At 35.7% G+C, this 22,245-nt stretch carries 18 protein-coding genes and 1 riboswitch; of the genes, 6 read left to right on the plus strand and 12 right to left on the minus strand.

Annotation, left to right across the window (positions count from 1 at the left end; translation table 11 throughout):
* The first annotated feature begins 4 nt into the window (after window positions 1–4).
* Both BGO84_RS03385 and cbiD read left to right on the plus strand, forming a co-directional pair.
* Window positions 5–1,006, plus strand: a complete 1,002-nt coding sequence (locus BGO84_RS03385) for an ABC transporter ATP-binding protein (RefSeq protein WP_291027642.1) — start codon at window positions 5–7, stop codon at window positions 1,004–1,006.
* Window positions 1,003–2,826 carry a cobalt-precorrin-5B (C(1))-methyltransferase CbiD gene (gene cbiD, locus BGO84_RS03390; protein ID WP_291027644.1) on the plus strand — a complete coding sequence of 608 codons (1,824 nt, stop codon included), beginning with the start codon at window positions 1,003–1,005 and terminating at the stop codon, window positions 2,824–2,826. The genes BGO84_RS03385 and cbiD overlap by 4 nt, the downstream gene beginning before the upstream one ends.
* A 7-nt stretch (window positions 2,827–2,833) precedes the next feature.
* Here cbiD and cobM read toward each other — a convergent pair whose 3' ends face one another.
* The 8 genes from cobM to BGO84_RS03430 are packed head-to-tail and all read right to left on the minus strand — an operon-like array spanning window position 2,834 to window position 15,429.
* A complete protein-coding gene (gene cobM / locus BGO84_RS03395; protein ID WP_291027646.1) occupies window positions 2,834–4,651 on the minus strand; it encodes a precorrin-4 C(11)-methyltransferase in 1,818 nt (605 codons plus the stop codon).
* Entirely contained in the window at window positions 4,648–5,841 is a 1,194-nt protein-coding gene (cbiE, locus tag BGO84_RS03400) for a precorrin-6y C5,15-methyltransferase (decarboxylating) subunit CbiE (protein ID WP_291027648.1), read from the minus strand. The genes cobM and cbiE overlap by 4 nt, the downstream gene beginning before the upstream one ends.
* A 10-nt stretch (window positions 5,842–5,851) precedes the next feature.
* Entirely contained in the window at window positions 5,852–7,261 is a 1,410-nt protein-coding gene (gene cobJ / locus BGO84_RS03405) for a precorrin-3B C(17)-methyltransferase (RefSeq protein ID WP_291027650.1), read from the minus strand.
* A gap of 7 nt (window positions 7,262–7,268) precedes the next feature.
* Window positions 7,269–8,765 carry a PepSY domain-containing protein gene (locus BGO84_RS03410; protein WP_291027652.1) on the minus strand — a complete coding sequence of 499 codons (1,497 nt, stop codon included), beginning with the start codon at window positions 8,763–8,765 and terminating at the stop codon, window positions 7,269–7,271.
* Window positions 8,766–8,767: 2 nt separating this feature from the next.
* Window positions 8,768–11,113, minus strand: coding sequence for a TonB-dependent receptor (locus tag BGO84_RS03415; protein ID WP_291027654.1), 2,346 nt, complete (start codon window positions 11,111–11,113; stop codon window positions 8,768–8,770).
* 49 nt (window positions 11,114–11,162) lie between these two features.
* Complete coding sequence (locus BGO84_RS03420) at window positions 11,163–12,098, minus strand: sirohydrochlorin cobaltochelatase (protein ID WP_291027656.1); 936 nt, start codon at window positions 12,096–12,098, stop codon at window positions 11,163–11,165.
* A 5-nt stretch (window positions 12,099–12,103) separates the two neighbouring features.
* Window positions 12,104–13,225, minus strand: coding sequence for an ABC transporter substrate-binding protein (locus BGO84_RS03425; protein ID WP_291027658.1), 1,122 nt, complete (start codon window positions 13,223–13,225; stop codon window positions 12,104–12,106).
* An 8-nt stretch (window positions 13,226–13,233) separates the two neighbouring features.
* Window positions 13,234–15,429, minus strand: a complete 2,196-nt coding sequence (locus tag BGO84_RS03430; RefSeq protein ID WP_291027660.1) for a TonB-dependent receptor — start codon at window positions 15,427–15,429, stop codon at window positions 13,234–13,236.
* A 48-nt stretch (window positions 15,430–15,477) separates the two neighbouring features.
* A riboswitch (cobalamin riboswitch) is annotated at window positions 15,478–15,674 on the minus strand.
* Window positions 15,675–15,742: 68 nt separating this feature from the next.
* Here BGO84_RS03430 and BGO84_RS03435 point away from each other — a divergent pair.
* The 3 genes from BGO84_RS03435 (at window position 15,743) to BGO84_RS03445 (ending at window position 19,517) form a co-directional block, all read left to right on the plus strand.
* The gene (locus BGO84_RS03435) at window positions 15,743–17,086 is read left to right on the plus strand and encodes a cobyrinate a,c-diamide synthase (RefSeq protein ID WP_291027761.1); all 1,344 of its coding nucleotides are present in this window, start codon (window positions 15,743–15,745) and stop codon (window positions 17,084–17,086) included.
* 199 nt (window positions 17,087–17,285) lie between these two features.
* Window positions 17,286–18,158: an endonuclease/exonuclease/phosphatase family protein gene (locus tag BGO84_RS03440; RefSeq protein ID WP_291027662.1), complete on the plus strand. Its 873-nt coding sequence runs from the start codon at window positions 17,286–17,288 to the stop codon at window positions 18,156–18,158.
* A gap of 135 nt (window positions 18,159–18,293) precedes the next feature.
* Window positions 18,294–19,517, plus strand: a complete 1,224-nt coding sequence (locus BGO84_RS03445) for a GNAT family N-acetyltransferase (RefSeq protein ID WP_291027663.1) — start codon at window positions 18,294–18,296, stop codon at window positions 19,515–19,517.
* A gap of 136 nt (window positions 19,518–19,653) precedes the next feature.
* On the opposite strand, the gene BGO84_RS03450 is transcribed toward BGO84_RS03445, so the two are convergent.
* Window positions 19,654–20,199: an NAD(P)H-dependent oxidoreductase gene (locus BGO84_RS03450; protein ID WP_291027665.1), complete on the minus strand. Its 546-nt coding sequence runs from the start codon at window positions 20,197–20,199 to the stop codon at window positions 19,654–19,656.
* A gap of 78 nt (window positions 20,200–20,277) precedes the next feature.
* Here BGO84_RS03450 and BGO84_RS03455 point away from each other — a divergent pair, with 78 nt between their 5' ends.
* Window positions 20,278–20,631: a helix-turn-helix domain-containing protein gene (locus tag BGO84_RS03455; protein WP_291027667.1), complete on the plus strand. Its 354-nt coding sequence runs from the start codon at window positions 20,278–20,280 to the stop codon at window positions 20,629–20,631.
* A 64-nt stretch (window positions 20,632–20,695) separates the two neighbouring features.
* Here BGO84_RS03455 and BGO84_RS03460 read toward each other — a convergent pair whose 3' ends face one another.
* The 3 genes from BGO84_RS03460 to BGO84_RS03470 form a co-directional block, all read right to left on the minus strand.
* Complete coding sequence (locus BGO84_RS03460) at window positions 20,696–21,112, minus strand: NUDIX domain-containing protein (protein ID WP_291027668.1); 417 nt, start codon at window positions 21,110–21,112, stop codon at window positions 20,696–20,698.
* Window positions 21,113–21,196: 84 nt separating this feature from the next.
* Window positions 21,197–21,397: a hypothetical protein gene (locus tag BGO84_RS03465; RefSeq protein WP_291027670.1), complete on the minus strand. Its 201-nt coding sequence runs from the start codon at window positions 21,395–21,397 to the stop codon at window positions 21,197–21,199.
* A 172-nt stretch (window positions 21,398–21,569) separates the two neighbouring features.
* Window positions 21,570–21,959, minus strand: a complete 390-nt coding sequence (locus BGO84_RS03470; protein WP_291027672.1) for a GDSL-type esterase/lipase family protein — start codon at window positions 21,957–21,959, stop codon at window positions 21,570–21,572.
* Window positions 21,960–22,245: the final 286 nt, after the last annotated feature.

Raw genomic sequence — 22,245 nt, forward strand, 5'->3', positions numbered from 1 at the left:
AGTTATGCATAAGAAAGAAAAGACAATAGAGCTAAAAGAGCTTGCTATAGGTTATTCATCACAAAAGAATATAAAGGTGATAGCTGAACATATCACTTCTGATATATACAGCGGAGAACTTACCTGTTTATTGGGTGCAAATGGTATTGGCAAATCTACTTTATTAAGGACATTAACCGCCTTTCAGCCGAAATTGTCTGGAGATATCGTTATTCATGGAAAAAAAATAGAGAAGTATCCAGAAAAAGAGCTAGCTACGTTAATTGGAGTCGTATTGACTGAAAAGTTCGAAATAAAGAATATGACATCCTATCAACTAATTGGCTTAGGGCGAAGTCCATATACCGGATTTTGGGGAAAGTTAGCACTAGAAGATAAAGAGAAAATAGAAGAGGCCATTTCACTCGTAAAAATAGAAAATCTATCTGAGCGAATGGTTGACTCACTAAGTGATGGAGAACGTCAAAAGGTAATGATTGCCAAAGCTCTGGCACAGGAGACGCCGATTATTCTTCTGGATGAACCTACTGCATTTCTGGATTTTCCAAGCAAAGTAGAACTGATGCAATTATTACATCAGTTATCTCGCAAAACAAATAAGACAATCTTCTTATCTACCCATGACCTTGATTTAGCTTTGCAAATAGCAGACAAAATATGGTTGATGGATAGTGAACACGGGATTCAGATAGGTACTCCCGAAGACTTATCTTTAGATGGAAATCTGAGCAACTTCTTTGCTCGAAAAGGCATTGTCTTTGACCAATATACAGGTTTGTTTAGAGTCGAGAATGATTTTAACAAGCAAATAAAAGTTATAGGACATGGACAAATATATGCTATGATCCGTAAAGCCTTTTTACGAAATGGGATTTTAGCTTCACGCGATATTGAATCTGATTTCTCTGTCGAAATTAAGGAGAACCGCATTTTACTGTACAAGCCGGATCAATCGCCTATAGGTATTACAAGTATAGAAGAACTCTTAAACCATATCATGATATGATACTTATATTCGGAGGAACCACAGAAGGCCGTAAAGTTGTTGTCGTTTGTGAAAATGCAGCCAAGCATTTCTATTATTCAACTAAAACCAAACCACAGAAAATAGAAACGGCACATGGCACTCATATTACCGGAGGTTTAGATGAGAAAGGTATAATAGATTTTTGCAAAGAGAAAGGTATAAAGCTAATTGTAGATGCAGCACATCCTTTTGCAAAAGTATTGCATCAGAATATAGCACAAGCTTCTCGTGAATTAAATATCCCGGTTGTCAGATATGAACGCAACTATCCCAAACAGGAAAAAGATTTGCTTTGGTTTGGGTCTTATAGTGAAGCTATTGAATACTTAGAAAAAAATAATATAGATAATTTGCTGGCTCTAACCGGAGTAAATACTGTTGCTAAACTAAAACCATACTGGCAGCAGCATTATTGCTTGTTCAGAATATTAGATAGAGACGAATCACGCTCTATCATACAACAAGAGAATTTCCCAATAGAACAGGTTTTATATTATCAACAAGGTGAAGATGAAACCTTACTCTTTGAGAAGTTTAAACCTCAGGCAATCATAACAAAAGAGAGCGGCGAATCCGGTGGCTTCAATGAGAAGGTTATAGGAGCCCGGAAGCTGAATATTCCCGTTCTTGTCGTGAAACGTCCGACTTTATCTCCTGATTTTATTTCTGTATATGGTGAGAATGGATTAAGAAAGCAGATCGAAAAGCTTCTGCCTGAATTTTTTGATCTTAAAACGGGATATACTACCGGCACGTATGCTACGGCTGCAACTAAAGCCGCTTTATCGGCATTATTGACTAGGGAAAATCAAACCGAAATCAGCATAACTCTTCCAAATGGAGAATGGATAAAGCTTCCCATTCATTCGACTATATTAGAAGGCAAGCTTGCGAGTTGCTCTGTGATAAAGGATGCCGGAGATGACCCGGATGTAACTAACGGACACGAGATAGTATCTACTGTACGATTAACTCATGAACACAAAGGAGTTCGCTTTCTGCAAGGAAAAGGAGTTGGAGTAGTTACTTTACCCGGTTTAGGTCTTGAAATAGGAGGGCCTGCTATTAATAAGACTCCCCGAATGATGATGAAGCGCGAGCTCTTCAAAGTTATGCGTCATTATCAGGATAAATTGCCGGAACAAAATTTAAAGACAGGAATAGACGTCTCTATATCTGTACCGAAAGGTGAAGAAATTGCATTAAAGACTTTTAATCCGAAACTCGGAATAACGGGAGGTATATCCATTATCGGAACATCGGGTATTGTAAAACCCTTTTCTTCGGAAGCATTTATAGCCTCAATCCGTCGCGAAATGCAGGTTGCCAAAGCATTAGGATGTAAGAATGTGGTTGTCAATTCGGGTGCTAAAAGTGAACGATTTGTGAAACAACAATATCCCAATTTGCCTCCACAGGCTTTTATTCATTATGGTAACTTTATAGGTGAAACTATTATTGCAGCTTCAGAATTAGGCTTTGAGCGCCTTACAATGGGAATAATGATAGGTAAAGCCGTGAAATTAGCTGAAGGTTCATTAGATACCCATAGTAAAAAGGTGATTATGAATAAGGAGTTTATTTCGACATTAGCGAAAGAAGCCCGTTGTTCAGAGACTACAATAGACGCTATACAACAAATAACCATGGCACGACAGTTATGGGATGTTATTCCCGAAACAGAAGCTACATTCTTTTCACTGATAGTAAGAAGATGCCATCAGGTATGTATTCCTTTATTTCCCAATGGCACATTAGATATCTTATTAATTGATGAGTTCGGTAATATCAGGCAATGAGCTTTATCTAAGACCGAAACAAGTGTTTGAACTGATGTGAATAAAGTTTAGACAATCCCTGGCGATTTCCGATAGCTTCTCCTACAACTATCATTGTTGTCAAGGTTAGTTCATTTTCTTTGACAATTTTAGCTAAGTCTTTTAATTCTCCACGGTATATTTTTTCGTCTTTCCATGTCAGCTTATAACAAGCCGCAACAGGGGTCTCTGGTGGATAATGTTCCATAAGCTCTTGCTGAACCTGATCTACAACTGATGCACTCAAGAAAATACACATTGTACTTTGTGAACGTGCCAACAAATGTAACTTTTCTTTTTCCGGCATAGAAGTTCGTCCTTCTCCTCTTGTCAGAATGATTGTCTGTACTTTTTCCGGGATAGTAAATTGAGATTCTAAGGCAGCGGCAGCAGCTAGAAAAGAAGATATGCCTGGTGTAATATGGTAGGACATATTATACTTATCGAAGAAAGCCATTTGCTCTTGAATAGCACCATAGATACACGGATCTCCCGTATGTAAACGGACAACGAGTTTACCTTTATCATAGAACTCTTTCATTATCTCAAACTGCTCTTCTAAATCCATAGAAGCAGAACTCCGCACTGTCGCTCCCTGCTTAGCACAATAAGTCAGTTCTACAGGTACAAGGCTTCCCGCATATAAAATCAAGTCGGCTGCTTCCAAGAAATGACGTCCTTTTACTGAAATTAAATCAGGATCACCCGGACCTGCTCCAACAATTTCAATATGTCCCTGACGAATAGCCTTTCTATCTATTGCTATAGCAAATGTGAAGTCATTTCCATCGCTTAGTTTTCCCTTTTGTTTTTCTAATATAAGAGAGCCTCCGCCTGCACTTTTTATAGCCGAAGATTCAGCTACACCTGCCACTGTTGTTACTTCTTCAACCTTTTTGGAAGGATTAGCAACTTCAATATCTCTCAATTCATTCGCTGTGTAAATATTTACAGGAATATTTTTAAAATGAGATTGAAGTACTTTCAGCAAAGGTTCATCTTTCTTTATATCTATCGATGAAATATCTTTAATAGAAGCTATAGTTATATTGTTTTTATTTAAGGCTTCAGCTATATATTCACTGATACCGATAGGATTACATTCCTTACGGCAACCTACACCGAGGTGTAAAACTTTCGGATGATAATAAATTGTCTGAATATCTGTTTGCGAGTAGAGATAAGGTGTAACGGCGATTAGAAGCTGAAATTCAGATAGATTAATATCCTTATAGTTGTAATATAACTTTACATGTTCAGGGACTGTGCGTTCAAGATATTGAGTTCCTTCATCATTTATATCCAGTAGAAGAGCTGTCGTTTTTTTATTGACAAAAGTAGTCAATGGCTTATTGAAATCAGCGGTATTTGATGCAGTTGTCCATCCATATTTTTTGCCAAGGGTATCTAATGCCCACAAGTTGGTATTATCGCTCTGAGTAGTAATAATAGCCTCAGCCCCCAATATATGAGCAATACGTTGAGTCAAGTCATTTGCTCCTCCTACATGACCTGAAAGAACAGAGATAACATATTTTCCAGTACTATCTATATTTACAATGGCAGGGTCGGTATGCTTATCTTTTATATATGGAGCAATACTCCGCACACAGATTCCCATTGCTCCGATAAAAAGAATTGATTCTACTTTATAAAAAACATCACTTATACAACTACTTATAGATGATATCTGAATTGTTCCTTCAATGTCGGCTTTGGTGAATATTACAGTTTTTTCTAGTTCGCTTTGAATAGTTCTAGCTATTTGCAAACTACTTTCTGATGTTAATATTATAGCATTCTTCATTTTGATATTTTTTTAGCTTTCATTACTTCTATCGTATTAAAGTCGTCAACCTTGATGGCAATACATTGTTCCAATTGCAGATTGTTATTTTCTATAGCTTGAAGAAACATCTCTTTACTATCTACCGATACGGAATTAAAAACAATCACTCCTTCAGGATTGAGAACAGTAGATACCCCTCTCATTATCTCGTTCATCTTACCTCCATGCCCTCCTATAAATACCGCATCGGGTGTTAGCAGAGCTGTAATATCTATATCCGTAAAGTCTCCTATAAAAGATTGAATACCAGGAGTACCAAATTTGTAGGAGTTACTTTCTATCAACTCTTTGCCTTCCTCCCTCTTCTCAAAAGCTAATACTTTAAGGTGTGGAAACTGTATCTTTGCTTCGATAGAGACAGAACCTGTACAAAATCCGATATCCCAAAAAACAGATTTATCTCTCAAGTCCAACAGACTAAGAGAAAACAACCGTATAGGCATTTTAGTTATCATTTTTGCACGTCCATCCAAAAGATAGAAATCATTTTCAGGAATACCCAAAGGACGGTAACGGCTGGTTGTCTTTTGTAGAATAAGATTGTTAGGAAATGAAAATTTTTTATCTAAAATATCTTTTAGTTCCGATGTTGTAACCTTCTCTTTTTCTTTATTTCCCAACAATTCCCCAATACTTACCTTATAATTATTATATCCATAGTCAAGCATTCGTTGAATAATCGCAGATGGAGTATGATCTTTATTATCTGTCAGTACACCGATCTTATCGTATCCCAGAATTAGGGCTTCATCGAATTTATCCCATATTCGACCTGTTAGTGAGACAATATGCATATACTGATAAGGTATCAGTAAACGGTGTGCCAACAATTGCAAGGAATTGAAAAACGGATGAAGAACAATTTCTGCATCCGGCATCTCTCGTTGAATTGTATTTGCAAAGCCAAAAAACAGAGGATCACCTGAAGCGAAAACTACAATTTCTTTATACTTACTGTATTGTTCAAAAACAGTAGATAAAGGTATTGTTATATTTATCCAGGATGAGTCTTCGGGCAAAAGAGACTTAACAATCTCATAATGTCTTACCCCTCCTGAAAAAACAGAATGGTTATTAATAATGTCCAGTATATCAGGATTGAAATATTGGCTTTGATTATCATCTATACCTATTACATAGAATTTCATAACTATCTCTTTATACGTCTCTTCCCGGTTTTAATTGTTCCGCATCATCAAAAGTGAGAATGGCGTTTACTAATGTTGCAGCCAGATTACTTCCTCCTTTACGCCCTTCAATTATTAGCTTGGGCACATCGGTAAAAGACTTGACCATATGCTTTGATTCACATACATTGACGAAGCCAACGGGAGCAGCTATTATTCCCGCAGGCTTTGCCTTATCTTTTCGTATTAGTTCGCATAGTTCCATCAGTGCAGTCGGTGCATTTCCGAATACAAAGAGAGCATTGGGATACTCTTCCACAGCCAAACGAATACCTGCTTGTGTACGAGTTATACCTTTCAGCTTAGCCAATTCAGCCACTCGTTCGTCATGCAGATAACATTTTACATCTATACTCAATCGCTCCAAAGCCCCTTTGCGAATCCCCGAGGCAACCATCGTAACATCAGTAATAATAGTCTTTACGTTACCATTTACAAATTCAGAATGAAGCTTTTCAACCGCTCTTGCATCGGTATATAGGATATTTTCCATATCAAAATCAGCTGTCGTATGAATAGCATGAAGTAAAGCCCATTTCTTATCTAATGAGATGTTCTTATTCTTCAATTCACTTTCGATAGTACGGAAACTGCGTATCATTATATCCTGTCCGATGCCTACATCTTCGTTCTTTTCTTCTCTGTAATATCCACGGGGTGTTACAATATGATTTTCACCGAAAATATAAGACTGAGAATTACCGATAATGACAATGGTAAACATATCTATTTCTTGCGAATCAAACTCACCCAGAGTTGTCACTTTAATTTGCTGTTCGTCACGTCCGGCCTGACGGATATAGCCAATTGGTGTTTCGAGCGAACGCTCCTTTCTGAATAATTCTATCAGGCGGTTTATCTGCCAGTAGCGTCCATTACTCTTAGGATTATAGATTGCTGTAACAAAGTCAGCAGAAGCTGCGGCTATAATTCTTTTTTCTATCCTATCCCAGGGCGTCATTAGGTCGGATAGTGAAATGATGCAGAAATCGTGTCCTATAGGAGCTCCTAATAAGGCGGCGGCTTTTTGGAAAGCACTAATACCCGGCAAGACTTCAATCTCTATCGAGCTTTGTTTCTCTTTCTTCATCTCATAAACAAGCGGAGCCATTCCGTAAATGCCTGCATCTCCCGAACTGATTACACAGACCGTTTTGCCTTGCTCTGCATATAGGAAAGCTTCTTTAGCCCGTTCCTTTTCTTTTTTCATACCTGTATCGATACAGAGGCTATCGGGCTTAATAATATCTTCTATAAACTGAAAATAGTATTTATAACCGACAATCACATCCGATATACGAATGGTATCCAATACAGCCGGAGTTATATCTTCCTTCGATCCCGGACCGATCCCTGCAACTATTATTTTTCCTGTCGACATATTAAAATTATTTATCTTCTTTTTCTTTGATACAAAGAGATTTCTTCAACTTCCTTACTTTTCTTATAATATATTTTATTCCCAGCCATACCCCCGTAATAGAAACGAATGTACCGCCTATCAATGTTATCCACATTGTAATATTCCACAGAATAGGATGTTTTGCAAAGAATCCAGTTTTGTAACTATGCAATGCTTGATAAGTCCATTTGTGAACCTTACTGTTGGTATTAAAATATCTAACATTCCCATTTTTAGGATTAATATAATAAATACTGTTGTCAGCATCAGCCACCTCTACTTTATATACAGGTAATGGCAGATGGTCTGTTAAGCCAACGTAATAGTTATCATATTTGCTCATTAATGATATTTTCATCGGCTCACTGTGCGTCTGAACTATATAACCTTTTATATCTACTTCTTTAAGATTTAAAAGTTTAAGACTATCTTCCGAAGCATCTATTGTTAACAGTTTCTTTCCTACGATAACCTTGTATAATGGTTTTTGTCCGAAATACGCCCATTCTACACTCTTTATCTCTCCCGAATAAGCCTCTACAACTTTTTGAACATTCAGTTTGTAGTCCTGAAGAATAACAGGGTGGGGTAGAAGCATATTTTCCTCAATAGATGGACTGTGTACTTTCGCAATCCAATCAGGAACATCGTTTAAAGACATCATTCCACTGAAAGTAAACGTGAAAACAAATATCCCGAAAACAAAGCCCATGATATGATGCCATTTATATGTAAATTTTCGATATGGGCTTCCCCATTTCTTTTTTTTACGATACTGTATGATGTACGAACGTATACCTATAATAATACCTGCAATGCATACCAAACAGCCTATGCCGGATAAACAAGTTATAACATTAGTCCAGAGTTTTGTATTTTGCCTTAATGAAGTAAAGTATACCCAATGCGGGATTGCACCCAGCCATGACCAGAAACGATTATCTTTATTCGTAAATTGCAATGCGTCTCCTGTTTGCGAAGAGATATAAAGTTGATGTTTATCCTGATCTCCAAAATAGAACTTATAAATAGGAAAATCTTTCTTTAGATAGCTAAAAGGAATCCATTGTTCAAGTTCCCTAAGAGTATCTACTTTTACAATATCTGCATTACACCATTTTTTAGCATACTCTTCTATCTGAGGAAAAGATGGTGTTATTTTTATCTTATTCGATACTGCTGCACTATCCGCAGATATTTGGGCAGTGCCTTCTTTCGATATGCTTTCAAAAAAAGCTTTTCCGGCATACGATCTTAGCGAGAGTTTAGAGAATGTTGTTCCTTCAAGTAAACATTTTACAACTGAATCTGGAGATAGAATATTCGGGGGTAGGATATCCATATGTGCATATCTATCGATATTGGATACACGAGGAAATGTATGATAAATCATGACAAATCCGGACAGGAACCAAACAACAAACAGAATACTGAGAATAGTTCCCAGTATTCTGTGTATAGAGTATAATATTCTTTTCAACATAATTATCTAAGGCTATATGCCAATGATAGCATAAAATTACGAGGCATGCCCGGAACACGTTGTGTACCATAGACAGCCTGATTACTATACTTCTTATCAAATACATTATTTACATTTCCCGAAAGTCTTATACCGTTTTTTAAAGAATAAGAAATACCCATATCTGTCAGCCAGTACGATGAAAAAGACATACTTTTAGCATAATTCGTATATACTTTATCCATAAAAGATACGCTCAGGTTGTATGACAAACCTCTGAAAATTCCTTTCGGAACAACAATATTTCCGTATGCATAAAATGTATTATGAGGAACCAATGTTATATTCTGGGTATCGATGCTTACATACTTGTTGGGTTGTATATCAAGAGTTTTTGTATCTGTATAAGAATATCCCAAATTGAAAGAGGAAAAATGAGTTGGCATAATAGCCACTTCAATATCGAATCCCTTGGAATCTTCACTTCCTACCTGTCCAATGATTGACTTCATTATAGGATTTCCATTTGCATCTGAGCCGACACTTAACCGCCCGAAACTTCTAACAATATCATTCTTTCGAATGTAGAAAACACTAGCTGATGCCTGTAAAATGCTTTTATAAGTATATCGGGTACCTGCTTCAAACTGATAACCTTTTTCCGGATCGAAGATCCCTTTTCCGCTTTCAATATCTATTTCACTACCATTTTTGTTCAGATAAATTGTATTTGCAGCAGGGAATGTACGAGAAGGACGAAAATACGATGCTGCCGATGTGTAAATAGAAAGCTCTGATATAGGTAGAAATACCATTCCGGTACGGTATGTAAATGCAGAATTGGTCGCAATACTATATGGAGTTTGCTCTGATTTGTGATATTCACGTATGCCATCATAAGTATTTGCCCCTGTACGCATATATTTGTACATATCATATCTTGCAGCCAGCAATAATTTGAATTTTTCGTGGAACTCTATTAAATCCTGGAAATAGATTCCATGTGTATAATCTTTTGTTATAATTGCTTTACTAAACTTTGATTTCATGTATCCCATGCTCTGAGGGTTATTTACAGCTATAACAGAATATATTCCAGGGCCATAAATATCATATTCACTATTGAATTTATCGTTTTCGGGAGCATTATTATATCCTGTATATGAATTGCGAAACATTTGAGAAAATGAATAGCCTCCTATGAAATTGTGTTTGATATTCCCTGTATAAAAATCGCCGGATAATTCTAGTTGATTACCTAAAGTTTTAGCTATATGAGAAAAACGCAAAGGATATGTAAGCTGAACAGAGTCGAGATTTATATACATCTTGTAAGTCCCCTTATCTATATAATGTTTATATACAGGATCCATACTATACAAATAGCTGAGTTCTTCTGTACCAAGATAATTTATGTCGTCATATTTATATGATAAATAATTTGTTAGTTTCATAGACTTGCTAAATTTTTTCTCATACTTTCCAGATATATCCCATCCATTGTTTTTAAGAAAATCAGATTCATTATTATATCTCTTCTTTTCATTTAATCCCGGGATTTCTTGCCCTGCCTTCAAGTAAAGGCTGCCGTCTGCGTTATATACATCGGCCATCATTACCGGAGGAAGCCCAGTTTCAGTACCATACCCGTCACGATGAAAACTACCTCTTACATCAATTTTGCTTGTCGCATCGATATCTGCACCAAGAGCTAAATATCCGGAAAGCCGCTTGTTACCTGTAGCACGCCATCCATCCTGATCGCTATAATTAAAATTTGCACGGTAATTCAGCGGACCGGCAAGGTTACCTCCGAAATCCATATTTGCCTGCTTGTTGTTCCAACTGCCATACGACATTTTCATATTAACTACAGTTTGGGGCGTAGGAGATTTCCTTACAATATTCAATACTCCTCCCAATACGGAGTGGCCATACAATACAGAAGCAGGCCCTTTCAAAAGTTCCATAGATTCTACATTGGTAAGATCAGAAAAAGGATACGAATTTATCATAGTACGCTCATCTCTTACTCCGTCAATCATAATGGGCGTATAAGTCATACCACGTACATAGAGCGTCTGAAAGGCTCCATAGCTGGTATTCATTCTTACACCGGGTAAAAATTTCACAGCATCTTCAATATTTGAGATTCCTCTTATTTCGAGATCTTTGTAAGAAACTGTACTTACTGACATTGGTAGATATTGTAAAGGAACGTTCAGTTTTCCTATCTCTACTTTCTTTTTGGATGCTCCTAGTACCTCAACTTCCTTGATAGAATATACAGTATCGGTCATACTTTTGTTCTGAGCAAAAGTATTTACGGAAACCATTATGATAATTATTATATAAAGTATACGTTTCATAAATATTAGTAAAAAATATTAGCTTTTTAAGTGTTCTATAGATAAACCGTTAATATTCAAGTGTTATCTTTTCTCCCGTTTTTTCATATATGGATTTTTTCTCCATTATATCCATTTTACGATGAGTAGTTATAAATTGTAGATGAGATAAATATATTTCCCTGATTTTAGGGTTTTCTCCTAGCCCCTGAAGGTTTTCGGTTACAGATAAACCTTCTTTTTTGAGATTTTCGACCCAATCTCCGGCAATATCATTCTTTGCATGTTCTCCGGCTACAAACATAAATGGCATAAGAACAACCTCTTTCAAGCCCGAAGCCTTTAATTGTGCTAAAACATCATTAAATTCAGGATAGCCTTCTACAGTTCCAACAAAGCAGTTTGTATGTCCCTTGGCTTTAAGCATATAATCGAGCATCGCATATTGGGCTGTAGTAGCATCATAAGTTCCATGTCCGACCCATATATATGCCACATCTTTTTTATTATCTGCGGTTAAGACCTTTATAACATCTTCGTAGTCTTGTGGAGAATAAAGCAATGGCGTACCTATACGTACATCCTTAAACAGTCCGCTCACTTCTTCTACATTCTTGTACAAAGATTCCATTTCCACTCCATCGATAACAGTGGAAGACTGTATTAATATATGTGTGTATCCATCAGTATGAAGTTGTTTTAAAGCTTCTAATGGATTCACTTTATAGATACCACGTTCCGAAAGCCTTTTGATAACAATACGTGAAGAGTATGCTTCTCTTACTTCAATAGAAGGGAAAACTTGTTTCACCTGATTATTTAATGCTTCTATTGTCAGTTCGCGAGTATCGTCATGAGTAGTACCAAAGTGAACTATCAGAATAGCAGCTTTATCGCCTGCCTGCATACTTTTAAAAATATCAGAATACTCGTAACTACCTCCACTATGTGCACATGTTGCAACAGTGGTAAATAGTAGCATAATATATAGTAAAATCCTTTTCATAATATCTATTCATCTAGTGATTTGAAATAGCTTAATTTATTATCTGTGAATAAATTCGGATGAAATATTTTTGCCATGTCTTTCAATATAGAATCGGGATGGATCGGCAAATCCTCAAAATAATGGACTTTGCCGGTATTACATCCCCATATCTGTTTTTTATTAAAAGCACCAAACTGGGCATATATTTTATCTTCTTGTTTCAGCCTGTTATATGTGAAATCTTCTTCTCGATTGTACTTCAACAGCCAGATATCAGCCAATCCTGCTTTGTCGAGTACCATTTCGGCAGACAAGCGTGTCGATCCGGTTGAATTATCATCATTCCAAACATATTCGCCTCCAGCATCACGTATCAGATTTGCCAGATAACTTTTTCCTCCAGCAATCCGCCATGTTTTACCAAATTTCAGGTCGTTGAATACTGTTGGTTTATTAGATGCATTCTTTACCCTATCTTTTATTTCATTGTATCTGCGTTCTGTTTCTTGGAAAAGCGAGTCAGCTAGCGCTTCTTTTCCGTAAAACAATGCATGGTAGCGTATCCATTCGGCACGACCGAGAGCAGTATCTTCCATATAGTCAGTAGTAGCAATGATAGGAATTCTTAACTTATCCAAATAGCCCATGCCGGTTTCCATCGCTGATACAATAAGTGCAGATGGCATCAGATTGATTAATTGTTCAACATCCGGTTTATGCATACTTCCCAAATCGATAATCTTTCCGGCTTTCAATCGTTCTTGGATATAAGGCAGGTCTATATATTTGGCCTGACAGACCCCTGTTATACGATGCTGCTCATCTATTTCTTTCAACATACTACATTGAATCGTAGAAAAAGCGATCACAGTTTGCAATGGTACTTTTACTATAGTTCCTTCAGGCAGGTTCTTCGGAATTTCTTTATCACGATCAATTAATATATATCGATAGAGAGTACGCACTGTATCCCATGGGTCACGTACGGTTACCAATTTGTAATCTTCATATTGTTCTACATTGAATCCACGAGCATGTCTTAGCTGATATTTTTCAATATTTTCATTCTCCTTATTCCCGATCGAAGAACAGGAATAAAGAGTTGAGCAGAAAACAAAGAAGTATAATAAGTTTGAAGATTTCATAAACAGTCTTACTTACTAAACTTAATTTTCAGGCTGGCATAAAATGTACGTCCGGGTGATAAAGTCGCATAATTGCGGTTGAAAGGTTTATCATCTACAAAGTCAAAGATATTTTCAATACCTAAACCCGGTTCAAATACAAGACCATTTATACTCTTGAATGTATGACGTGTAGCAAAGTTCCATAATTGATAAGCACGTGCATCATCACCATCATCATAATATCTACGGCTTTGCAGGCGTCCGTTTAGATTAAAATTTGACTTGAATAACCCGAAATCTTTAAACCAATTCAGGTTAACATTTCCTGTATGACGGCTGATACGTTGAAGACGCTTTCCTGTATCGAGGTCTTTGGCATTCACATAACTATACCCTCCTCCTAAAGTAAGGTTATAACCAAGGTATGAATTAAAAGTAAAGTCTACGCCTTGAATACGAGATCTTCCGATATTATGATACGATGATTTCTTATTATATCCTTCAGCTATTTCTTCGGGTGTTAATTCGATTTCATATGTATCGATCTTATTTTTCAGATTGTTAATATAGCCTGTAACAGTCAATGAAAGGAAATCTTTTATATATTCAGCATTGACAGAGTAATAGTTTGAACTTTCAGGCTTCAGATCTTTATTCCCTACACTTAAAGTGGTTTTACCTTTGCTCGTAACTTCAGTTTTCATGAATAGCTGCTTCAATTCAGGAGTTTTGAAACCTGTAGCGTATGATACTCTGAAGTTGAAATCATGAAGAGTATACATTGCACTGACTTTAGGTGTAACCCTGTTTTTGAAGGTTTCATTGTATATATATCTGACCCCGGGAACAATATTCAACTTTCCGAAAAGATTTATTTCATCCTGAGCATAAAAAGCCAATGTATAAACATTTCTGGAACCTCCGATGCTATCTGCCGGAGCATATAGGTTGTCTACCTTGTACTCTGAACCTACAGTTACTTTATTGAACTTTCCGGCGTTGAATGTACCTTTCAGATTTATATTATTGTACTTCTGTCTTCTCACAAATTCTTCATCTCCAGGCATAAATGTGACACCGTTTTTGTCTTTGGTTTCTTTCAGGTAAGCTTTAAAGTATTCGAAACGGTCGGTATTCCAGTCTAATGTAATCAAGCCATTATTTTTCAGTAAATACTTTGCACCGGCACCAAATGAATAGTCGACGTATTTCATATCGAACCCATAAGTACTTACGGGGCGTTTAAATTTTTTGTCGAAAAGACTTCCCTCTACATACATGCTCAATTCTTTTGTCGCCTTATAACCAAAACGTTGGCTAAAAACATCAGAATAGAAGCGTAACATAGCTTGTTTATCCGTATCTACTTCTTTATCGTTTATTATTTCCTTTTTATTTAGTTGCCATCCGTCAGCCTGATTCCGCTGAAAAGAAGTAGACGAAGAGAAGCCCCCAATATTCAGATATAGGTTAGCATTTTGAGTAAATTGTCCATACTCTGAGAAGCGTGTCTCTGTAGAAAAATTTACTAAGTCTTTTGGTTTATTGGTTATAATATTAATAACTCCCGCTATTGCATCCGAACCATACAAAGAAGAAGCGGCTCCTTTCAGAACTTCTATCCTCTTGATATTTCCCATATCAATGCGGTTTAAGTCTACGTTACCTCCGACATCGCCACCAAGTTTTTTACCATCAACTAACACAAGTATATATCTATTGCTTAATCCATTCAGTTGCATGTACGATCCCATTGCATTAGGAGTAAATGACATGGAAGGATTCAGAGCAATCATAGCGTTTTCGAATGTAGGAATATTCGTGTTTTGGAGTTCCCTCTGAGAAATAACATCTATTGCAACGGGTGAGTTTTTAAGTTTGTTGATTGTGCCGGTACCTGTTACTACTACTTCATTCAGTTTAAGAGGAGAATGTTTCATCCGAATAAGGATGTTGTCATTAGATCTGTTTATTGTCTCACGAGCTCCATTATAATCCAGTGCACTAATTCTTAGAAGATTATTACCTTCCGGGATTTTTTCAAGACTAAACTCACCCTTCAAATCTGTGGATGTTCCAATGGTTGTGTACTCAATCCATACGCTGGCGCCAGCGATCGGCTTTTCATTTTCATCAACAACTCTTCCGCGCAAGCTCAACTGAGCGAACGAAATACTTGCAATACAGCATAGCAATGCTGTTAGCATAATTCTTAGTTTCATTAAAAAAGAAGTATAATGTTAGTTAATTATATTCCTGACCCCGGGAATATCTATTAATTTATGCTAGGCAGGTTTCCTGACTTGTTCCATTTTGAGAGGCCTTCCCATCATTATGACAGTGGCAGTGGTGATACTCAAAATTTTATGGAATTCACAGTAGCGGGCACTGTTTCGGATTCTGACCGAATTCCCTTTTATGCAACAGACGAATGTCTGAATGCATCACCTAAGCGGCTTCAAAGGTAATTGAAAAAAAATAGGATTAAAAAGAATTCTTAAAAAATATATTTTCTTGGTAAAATTCATTTCATTGATGGCTTTTTATACTTTTGCTGAAAATAAAACCAGATTACTCATGAAAGTGATTTCCAGTTTTCTCATAGCTGCGCCAAGCTCGGGTTCAGGAAAAACAACAGTTACTTTAGGCTTATTAAGAGCATTAAAGAACAGAGGTCTTATGGTACAACCATTTAAGTGCGGACCTGATTATATAGATACGAAATATCACGATATGGCTTCAGGCAATAAATCTGTCAATCTGGATTTATTCTTATCATCAGAGAATCACGTCAGATATCTGTACTCAAAATACGCATCAGGAAGTGATGCTTGCATTACAGAAGGAGTGATGGGGCTATTTGATGGATATGACAAAATGAAAGGAAGTAGTGCCGAAATTGCAGGATTATTGGATATCCCTGTTGTTATGGTTATAAATGCCAAATCTATGGCATATTCAGCAGCTCCGTTATTGTATGGATTCAAAAAATTTTATGAAAAGATAAATGTCATCGGAGTAATTTTTAACTATGTTGGTTCCGAGAGCCATTATAAATTTCTCTCGGATGCTTGCCACGATGTTGGTATAGTTCCACTAGGTTATCTGCCTAAAAATGAAAATCTAAGTGTGCCTTCACGTCATTTGGGATTAAGTACCGATCAAGATTTTCTTTTAGATGACTTTGCTAATATTGCCGCATCAATTGTAGAAAAACATATTGATATTGATAAATTGTTATCATATACGCAAGTTGAGTTAGGAAATTCAGAACCGCAGCGAATTAAAGAACATGCTTCTCGGGATCTGAAAATAGCAGTTGCAGCCGACGAAGCCTTCAATTTTATGTATCATGAAAATATAGAATATTTAAGAAAAATAGGAGAAGTGACCTTCTTTAGTCCTTTAACAGACAAATATTTGCCAAAGTCAGATTTTGTTTATTTCCCGGGAGGATATCCTGAATTATATGCAAAACAGCTAAGCGAAAATAAACTGCTACATAAGGCTATTAAGGATTATGCGGAAAATGGAGGTAATATTCTTGCAGAATGTGGTGGAATGATGTATCTGTCTTCATCTATCGCAGATAAAGATGGTATAGAATATCCAATGGTAGATATTTTCAAGCAAAAGGCTTCAATGGAGAACATGAAGCTTAAATTAGGATACCGTCAATTTGAATATAATAGTATAACTGTTAGAGGACACGAATTTCATTATTCACATATTGAAAATAACATGGAAAGTATAACACAGCAGTATAATGCAAAGGAAGTTCCAGTGAATACAAAGCTATTACGCTACAAAAATGTAATTGCAGGATATACTCATATATATTGGGCTGAGATGGAGGATTTGTTGCATTTATTTAAGTGATAAAAGTGTAGTTTGTATCAAGTGCACCAACTCTGATGATTGGTTACAACTCATAATAACATAGTTTATCATATGTATCGATATATAAGTTTTTTTATCAGTTCTATTGCATAAACCGTTATAGAAAGTTATAATCTGAGAATATATCATCAAGAAATTATATTTACTTATTACCTTTAATTCTCAAATTAATTAAATAATGAAACAAATTTTTATTAGTGCAGTATTATTCATGACTGCCTTTACTCTAAATGCACAAAAATTTAATGTAGGAACGTATAATGTTAGAAATGACAATTCATCCGATGTGGGTAATATGTGGAAAGATCGCTTTCCGTATATTGCAAAGTTAGTACAGTATCACGACTTTGATTTCTTTGGAACTCAGGAGGCTTTACCGAATCAATTAAAGGATATGAAAATTGCTCTACCTGGTTATGATTATTATGGGGAGGGAAGAGATGGTAACGGACAAGGGGAGCATTCCGCAATATTTTACAAAACAGACAAATACAGATTACTAAGTAATGGAGACTTCTGGTTGTCTGCCACCCCTGATGTACCTTCTAAAAGTTGGGATGCTCCTTGTTGCAATCGTATTTGTACATGGGTTGAATTACAGGATATCAAATCAGGTAAGAGTTTCTTCGTTTTCAGTGCTCATTATGATTATGAAAAAGATTATGCACGCAACGAAAGTAGTAAATTGATATTGACAAAAATCAAAGAAATAGTAGGGGATAATCCCGTGATATTTATGGGAGACCTAAATGGAGGAATGGATAGTTCTTGGGCTCAGCTTCTTAATAACTCGGGAGTGTTAAGAAATACCTATTATGATGTTGAACAACCGTATGCCAATAACTCGTCATATAATGCTTGGGGAAAGCCTCTTGAAGAATTAGATAGTTTGGATAGAGCTATTATAAACAACAACGAAATATTGGATCATATCTATTTCAGTAAGCACTTTAAGACAAAGAGATGGGGTATGTTAACTGATACTTATAATATCGGTAAATTTCCATCAGATCATTTTCCGATATTAGTAAATGCAGAATGGGCTAATTAGGCTAAGTTTAAAGGAAAGAAATCGGAATATTTATTTCTGTCCTCTTACAGTGTAGATATAATGTAAACATTTTTTTTCTGTGTCCTGTTAAATAAGAAGGCTTAAGATCTTTGTATAAATAACATAATTCCAGTTATGGAAAGAAATAAAATAAGAGAGCGTTTAATCTTAAAACCTTTTGGCTTAGAATATATAGACCAATTTAATGAACTGTTGCGTTATGTATTTCAGGTAACCAATAACGATATCCTGCAAAGTGGATATAAGGATGGCGAGATTGTAAAGTCTAAACGTCCCATTCTCAAGAATGCAGATGTTATTGGATGGTTTAATGATGATCAGCTAGTCTCTCAATTATGTATTTATCCTTGTCAAGTAAATATTCATGGAAAAATATTTTCAATGGGAGGTTTAACAGGAGTAGGTACATATCCTGAATATGCAAACCTCGGATTGATGAATGATCTCATAAAATCAGGTCTACAAATAATGAAAAATAAAGGACAATGGATATCTTATCTCTATCCCTATTCTATCCCTTATTATCGGCGTAAAGGGTGGGAGATAATGTCCGATCATTTGACTTTTACAATAAAAGATAGCCAGATACCCAAAAACATTGCGGTAAAAGGCTTTGCTGAAAGATTATCTGTTAACCATCCGGATGTAATCTCGGTCTATGATAAATTTGCACGGAGCAACCACGGGGCTTTAATACGGGCTACACAAGAGTGGGAGGAATATTGGAGATGGGAAAATGAAGAGGAAAGAACCGCGGCTGTTTATTATGATAAAGATGACATTCCGCAAGGATATATCTTATATTGGATAGAAGAAGATATATTTCATATCAAAGATATTATATATCTAAATCAAGAAGCAAGAATAGGCCTATGGAATTTTGTCTATGCTCATTACTCAATGATAGAAGAGGTACAAGGAAATATATACAAGAATGATCCTCTTCACTTCTTTTTGGATGATGGACAGATACAAGAGACAATCGAACCTTATTATATGGCTAGAATAGTTGATGTGATTGAATTTCTTAATAATTTTCCGTTTAAAAACCTGGATGTATTTACTCCTTTCCACTTTGTAGTTTCCGATTCGATCGCAGAATGGAATAGGGGAGCGTTTGGCTTAGTTAAAGATGATAAAGGCAGGCTTACTCATACAAGTGAAGCTGTAGGTAAGCCTGTATATCTCGATATTCAAACATTGACAACTATGCTTATGTCGTATCGTAGTCCTTCATATCTGCATCGGATTGAACGACTTCAGGCAGATAATGATATCGTTGAAGTCCTAGAACAAATAATACCAGATAATCAACCGTATTTTTCTGATTATTTTTAATTACTTTTTCTATAATAATAATTGAAGCTTTATATCTCTTACTTGACTTGCTTTCTATTACACTATGAGATGTGATTTAAGTAATAGGCCTGACAAGAGTTATTCACAATTTTACATATAGAGTTGCTAAACTTTTTTACTGCATTTCAGACAATAGAGATATTAGTTTTTCCGCATGTCTTTCAGCCCTGTTTTTTATTTCATACTCACCATAACCGGACACACCGGATGTTCCATGAAAATATACAGGGTCAATGTAATTCATTTGTGCAAAATATGCTGTCTGTTCCAGATTTTTACAAAATTCTAGAACTCGGAAATGATGCTTTTCAAGTGTTCTATAGTGGTCTTCAAATGCACCTACCGTAAAACTTGGCACAAAATTCTTTCCTTTCAGTTTGTCGCCTTGTGAACCATAAGCAAACTGATGAACAAACACATAGTCAAACCACTGCTTTAAGATTGCAGGCATATTGTACCAGTAAAATGGATACTGAAACACGACTGTATTGTGCCTCAATAAAGCGTCCTGTTCGGCTTGCACATCAATACTAAAGTCAGGATAAAGAGCGTGCAAGTTTCGAATTTCTATATCCAAACTACTTTTTTGCAATCGTTCTACAATAGTTTTATTTGCTATCGATTTATTAAAATAGGGATGAGCTAAAATAAGTAATACCATACTATAATAATTTTAGTTGCAAAACTAATTATAGTAATCTATCTTTGCAATAACTATCATAATAGATAGGTTGGAGGTATGGCAAAGAATATTGAATTTAATGGAAAAATGTACCATTGCACAGTCAGTTTGGCAATGGATATGATTGGAGGAAAGTGGAAAGTAGTGATATTATATTACTTAAAAGATAGAGAAAAGCGTTATAGCCAATTGCGAAAAGAAATGCCGGATATAACCGAGATGACATTGAGCCTCCAATTGAAACAACTGGAAGAAGTGGGATTGATATCAAGAACTGTATATGGAGAAAAGCCTCCAATAAAAGTCATATACAAACTCACTCCATTTGGACATACCTTCGTGCCTGCTCTCGAAGCGATAAACAACTGGGGACATACCGTAGTCAGAGAAAAGTGCGAGGCTGTCGATTAGAATATATTGTATTTAGTACATTCATCTCTTTATAATAACAGTATTTTCTGATAAGAACTTCTCTTTAGCTTACTAATCCATCAGCCTTTAGTCTTTTAAATATCTGAAGTACACCTATAACTTGTGCAGGTTCCTGTTGATAGCTATAACTATCAAAAAACTTGATAGCTCCGATCTCATTATTCGGCGATATATTTTCGTGCAGTTCGTATAAATAACAATCTTGCTCCATTATCAGATTTTCGTCTTCACCATATGCAGGCGCAGTAATATGGCAATAGTATTTTAGCAACTTAACATCTATTTTGAGAGTTAGTTCTTCCCATATTTCTCTCACTAAAGATTGTTGAGGTAATTCATCCGTCTCAATTTTTCCTCCGGGTAAATACCATGCTCTTTTATTATTACTATATGCTAGGAGCAGCTTGTCATTTTTTATAACAAGAAGCCCTACAGTACGAATAAATTTTATTTTGCACATATGTCTCTAATCCTTTTTTATCTAATGTCAAATGGTTTTATTTCCAAGCTGGAATTATAATTTATCACTTTCAGTACTGTTTGCCTATTTCGGAACATTCGATCCCATGTACTGCCGTTTGTCAATATCACCCATAACAGGATCACAGAAATAACGGATTTCGGGTTTCAATGTTTTTATTATTCTTATAAAATTAGCTATTATTTTGACATGTTCAGCAGAACCAATAAAACCTGTGATAAAGGTTGCAATCTTCTTTATTGGTACTAAAGGTGGTATGATCATGCTCGGAAAAGATTTTGAAAATATTATCGGCTGCAAAACTTTAATAGCAGTAAATAAGATAAAAAAATAAACAATGAAGCGATTAGATGTACTTTCTCCTTTTGAGATAAATATAGTCAAAGGAGAAGAATATATTGAAGCTTTTATTAGCTAATGATGTTTTACAATTACTTTATGCCTTTGATTGCAAGATAGCGTACCAACTCTTTTGACCATATGAGATATGCAGCCTCGGTGAGATGTGTGCCATCTGTTGTAATTCTGCCTTTAAGCTTTGTTCCGAAGCTAAGAGGGGATTCAAATTGATTACGTCGATATCCTCTTTCTCGCAATAGCTAATTATCCTATTGTTGATATAATCTATCTTTTGAGCCAAAGATAGATTATTGTGTGTATAAAGCGTTAGTAGTATCACAGGTTTTATTCCGCTTTTTATTAAGTTATTAATGATCTGTATTTGATTTTGATATATAACATCGGGTGCTATATTGTTGAACAAATCATTTATGCCTGCCATCACAAAACATATTTTGGGGTGCGTATCTATAACGGTTCTATCCATATGCTGGTTAGGTTATGTAGTGTAAACATATATATATCCTATGATAGATTTAAGCGATAACGATTTTTATATTGTTAATATTTTGATTATTTAATTTATTAATGCCAATCAGTAGTCGAACTTATCCGCCAATTTACTCGGTTAACATATTGATTAAACTCTTTCCTAGCCAAACAATACCTCATATAATAAGAACTGTAATTTTTTATATTTTTCGAATCACCCCATACTTCGTTTTTGATGAAATCAGATGAATAAAAGAAATTTTGAAGTTCTTCTATCGTAA

Origin of the sequence: Dysgonomonas sp. 37-18, assembly GCF_001899125.1 — a bacterium.
GTDB lineage: Bacteria > Bacteroidota > Bacteroidia > Bacteroidales > Dysgonomonadaceae > Dysgonomonas.

What these genes read in the sequence shown, in the direction of transcription:
- BGO84_RS03385 (WP_291027642.1), top strand. Translation starts at nt 5, where the DNA reads ATGCATAAGAAAGAAAAGACAATAGAGCTAAAAGAGCTTGCTATAGGT.
- cbiD (WP_291027644.1), top strand. Translation starts at nt 1,003, where the DNA reads ATGATACTTATATTCGGAGGAACCACAGAAGGCCGTAAAGTTGTTGTC.
- cobM (WP_291027646.1), bottom strand. Translation starts at nt 4,651, where the DNA reads ATGAAGAATGCTATAATATTAACATCAGAAAGTAGTTTGCAAATAGCT.
- cbiE (WP_291027648.1), bottom strand. Translation starts at nt 5,841, where the DNA reads ATGAAATTCTATGTAATAGGTATAGATGATAATCAAAGCCAATATTTC.
- cobJ (WP_291027650.1), bottom strand. Translation starts at nt 7,261, where the DNA reads ATGTCGACAGGAAAAATAATAGTTGCAGGGATCGGTCCGGGATCGAAG.
- BGO84_RS03410 (WP_291027652.1), bottom strand. Translation starts at nt 8,765, where the DNA reads ATGTTGAAAAGAATATTATACTCTATACACAGAATACTGGGAACTATT.
- BGO84_RS03415 (WP_291027654.1), bottom strand. Translation starts at nt 11,113, where the DNA reads ATGAAACGTATACTTTATATAATAATTATCATAATGGTTTCCGTAAAT.
- BGO84_RS03420 (WP_291027656.1), bottom strand. Translation starts at nt 12,098, where the DNA reads ATGAAAAGGATTTTACTATATATTATGCTACTATTTACCACTGTTGCA.
- BGO84_RS03425 (WP_291027658.1), bottom strand. Translation starts at nt 13,225, where the DNA reads ATGAAATCTTCAAACTTATTATACTTCTTTGTTTTCTGCTCAACTCTT.
- BGO84_RS03430 (WP_291027660.1), bottom strand. Translation starts at nt 15,429, where the DNA reads ATGAAACTAAGAATTATGCTAACAGCATTGCTATGCTGTATTGCAAGT.
- BGO84_RS03435 (WP_291027761.1), top strand. Translation starts at nt 15,743, where the DNA reads ATGGCTTTTTATACTTTTGCTGAAAATAAAACCAGATTACTCATGAAA.
- BGO84_RS03440 (WP_291027662.1), top strand. Translation starts at nt 17,286, where the DNA reads ATGAAACAAATTTTTATTAGTGCAGTATTATTCATGACTGCCTTTACT.
- BGO84_RS03445 (WP_291027663.1), top strand. Translation starts at nt 18,294, where the DNA reads ATGGAAAGAAATAAAATAAGAGAGCGTTTAATCTTAAAACCTTTTGGC.
- BGO84_RS03450 (WP_291027665.1), bottom strand. Translation starts at nt 20,199, where the DNA reads ATGGTATTACTTATTTTAGCTCATCCCTATTTTAATAAATCGATAGCA.
- BGO84_RS03455 (WP_291027667.1), top strand. Translation starts at nt 20,278, where the DNA reads ATGGCAAAGAATATTGAATTTAATGGAAAAATGTACCATTGCACAGTC.
- BGO84_RS03460 (WP_291027668.1), bottom strand. Translation starts at nt 21,112, where the DNA reads ATGTGCAAAATAAAATTTATTCGTACTGTAGGGCTTCTTGTTATAAAA.
- BGO84_RS03465 (WP_291027670.1), bottom strand. Translation starts at nt 21,397, where the DNA reads ATGATCATACCACCTTTAGTACCAATAAAGAAGATTGCAACCTTTATC.
- BGO84_RS03470 (WP_291027672.1), bottom strand. Translation starts at nt 21,959, where the DNA reads ATGGATAGAACCGTTATAGATACGCACCCCAAAATATGTTTTGTGATG.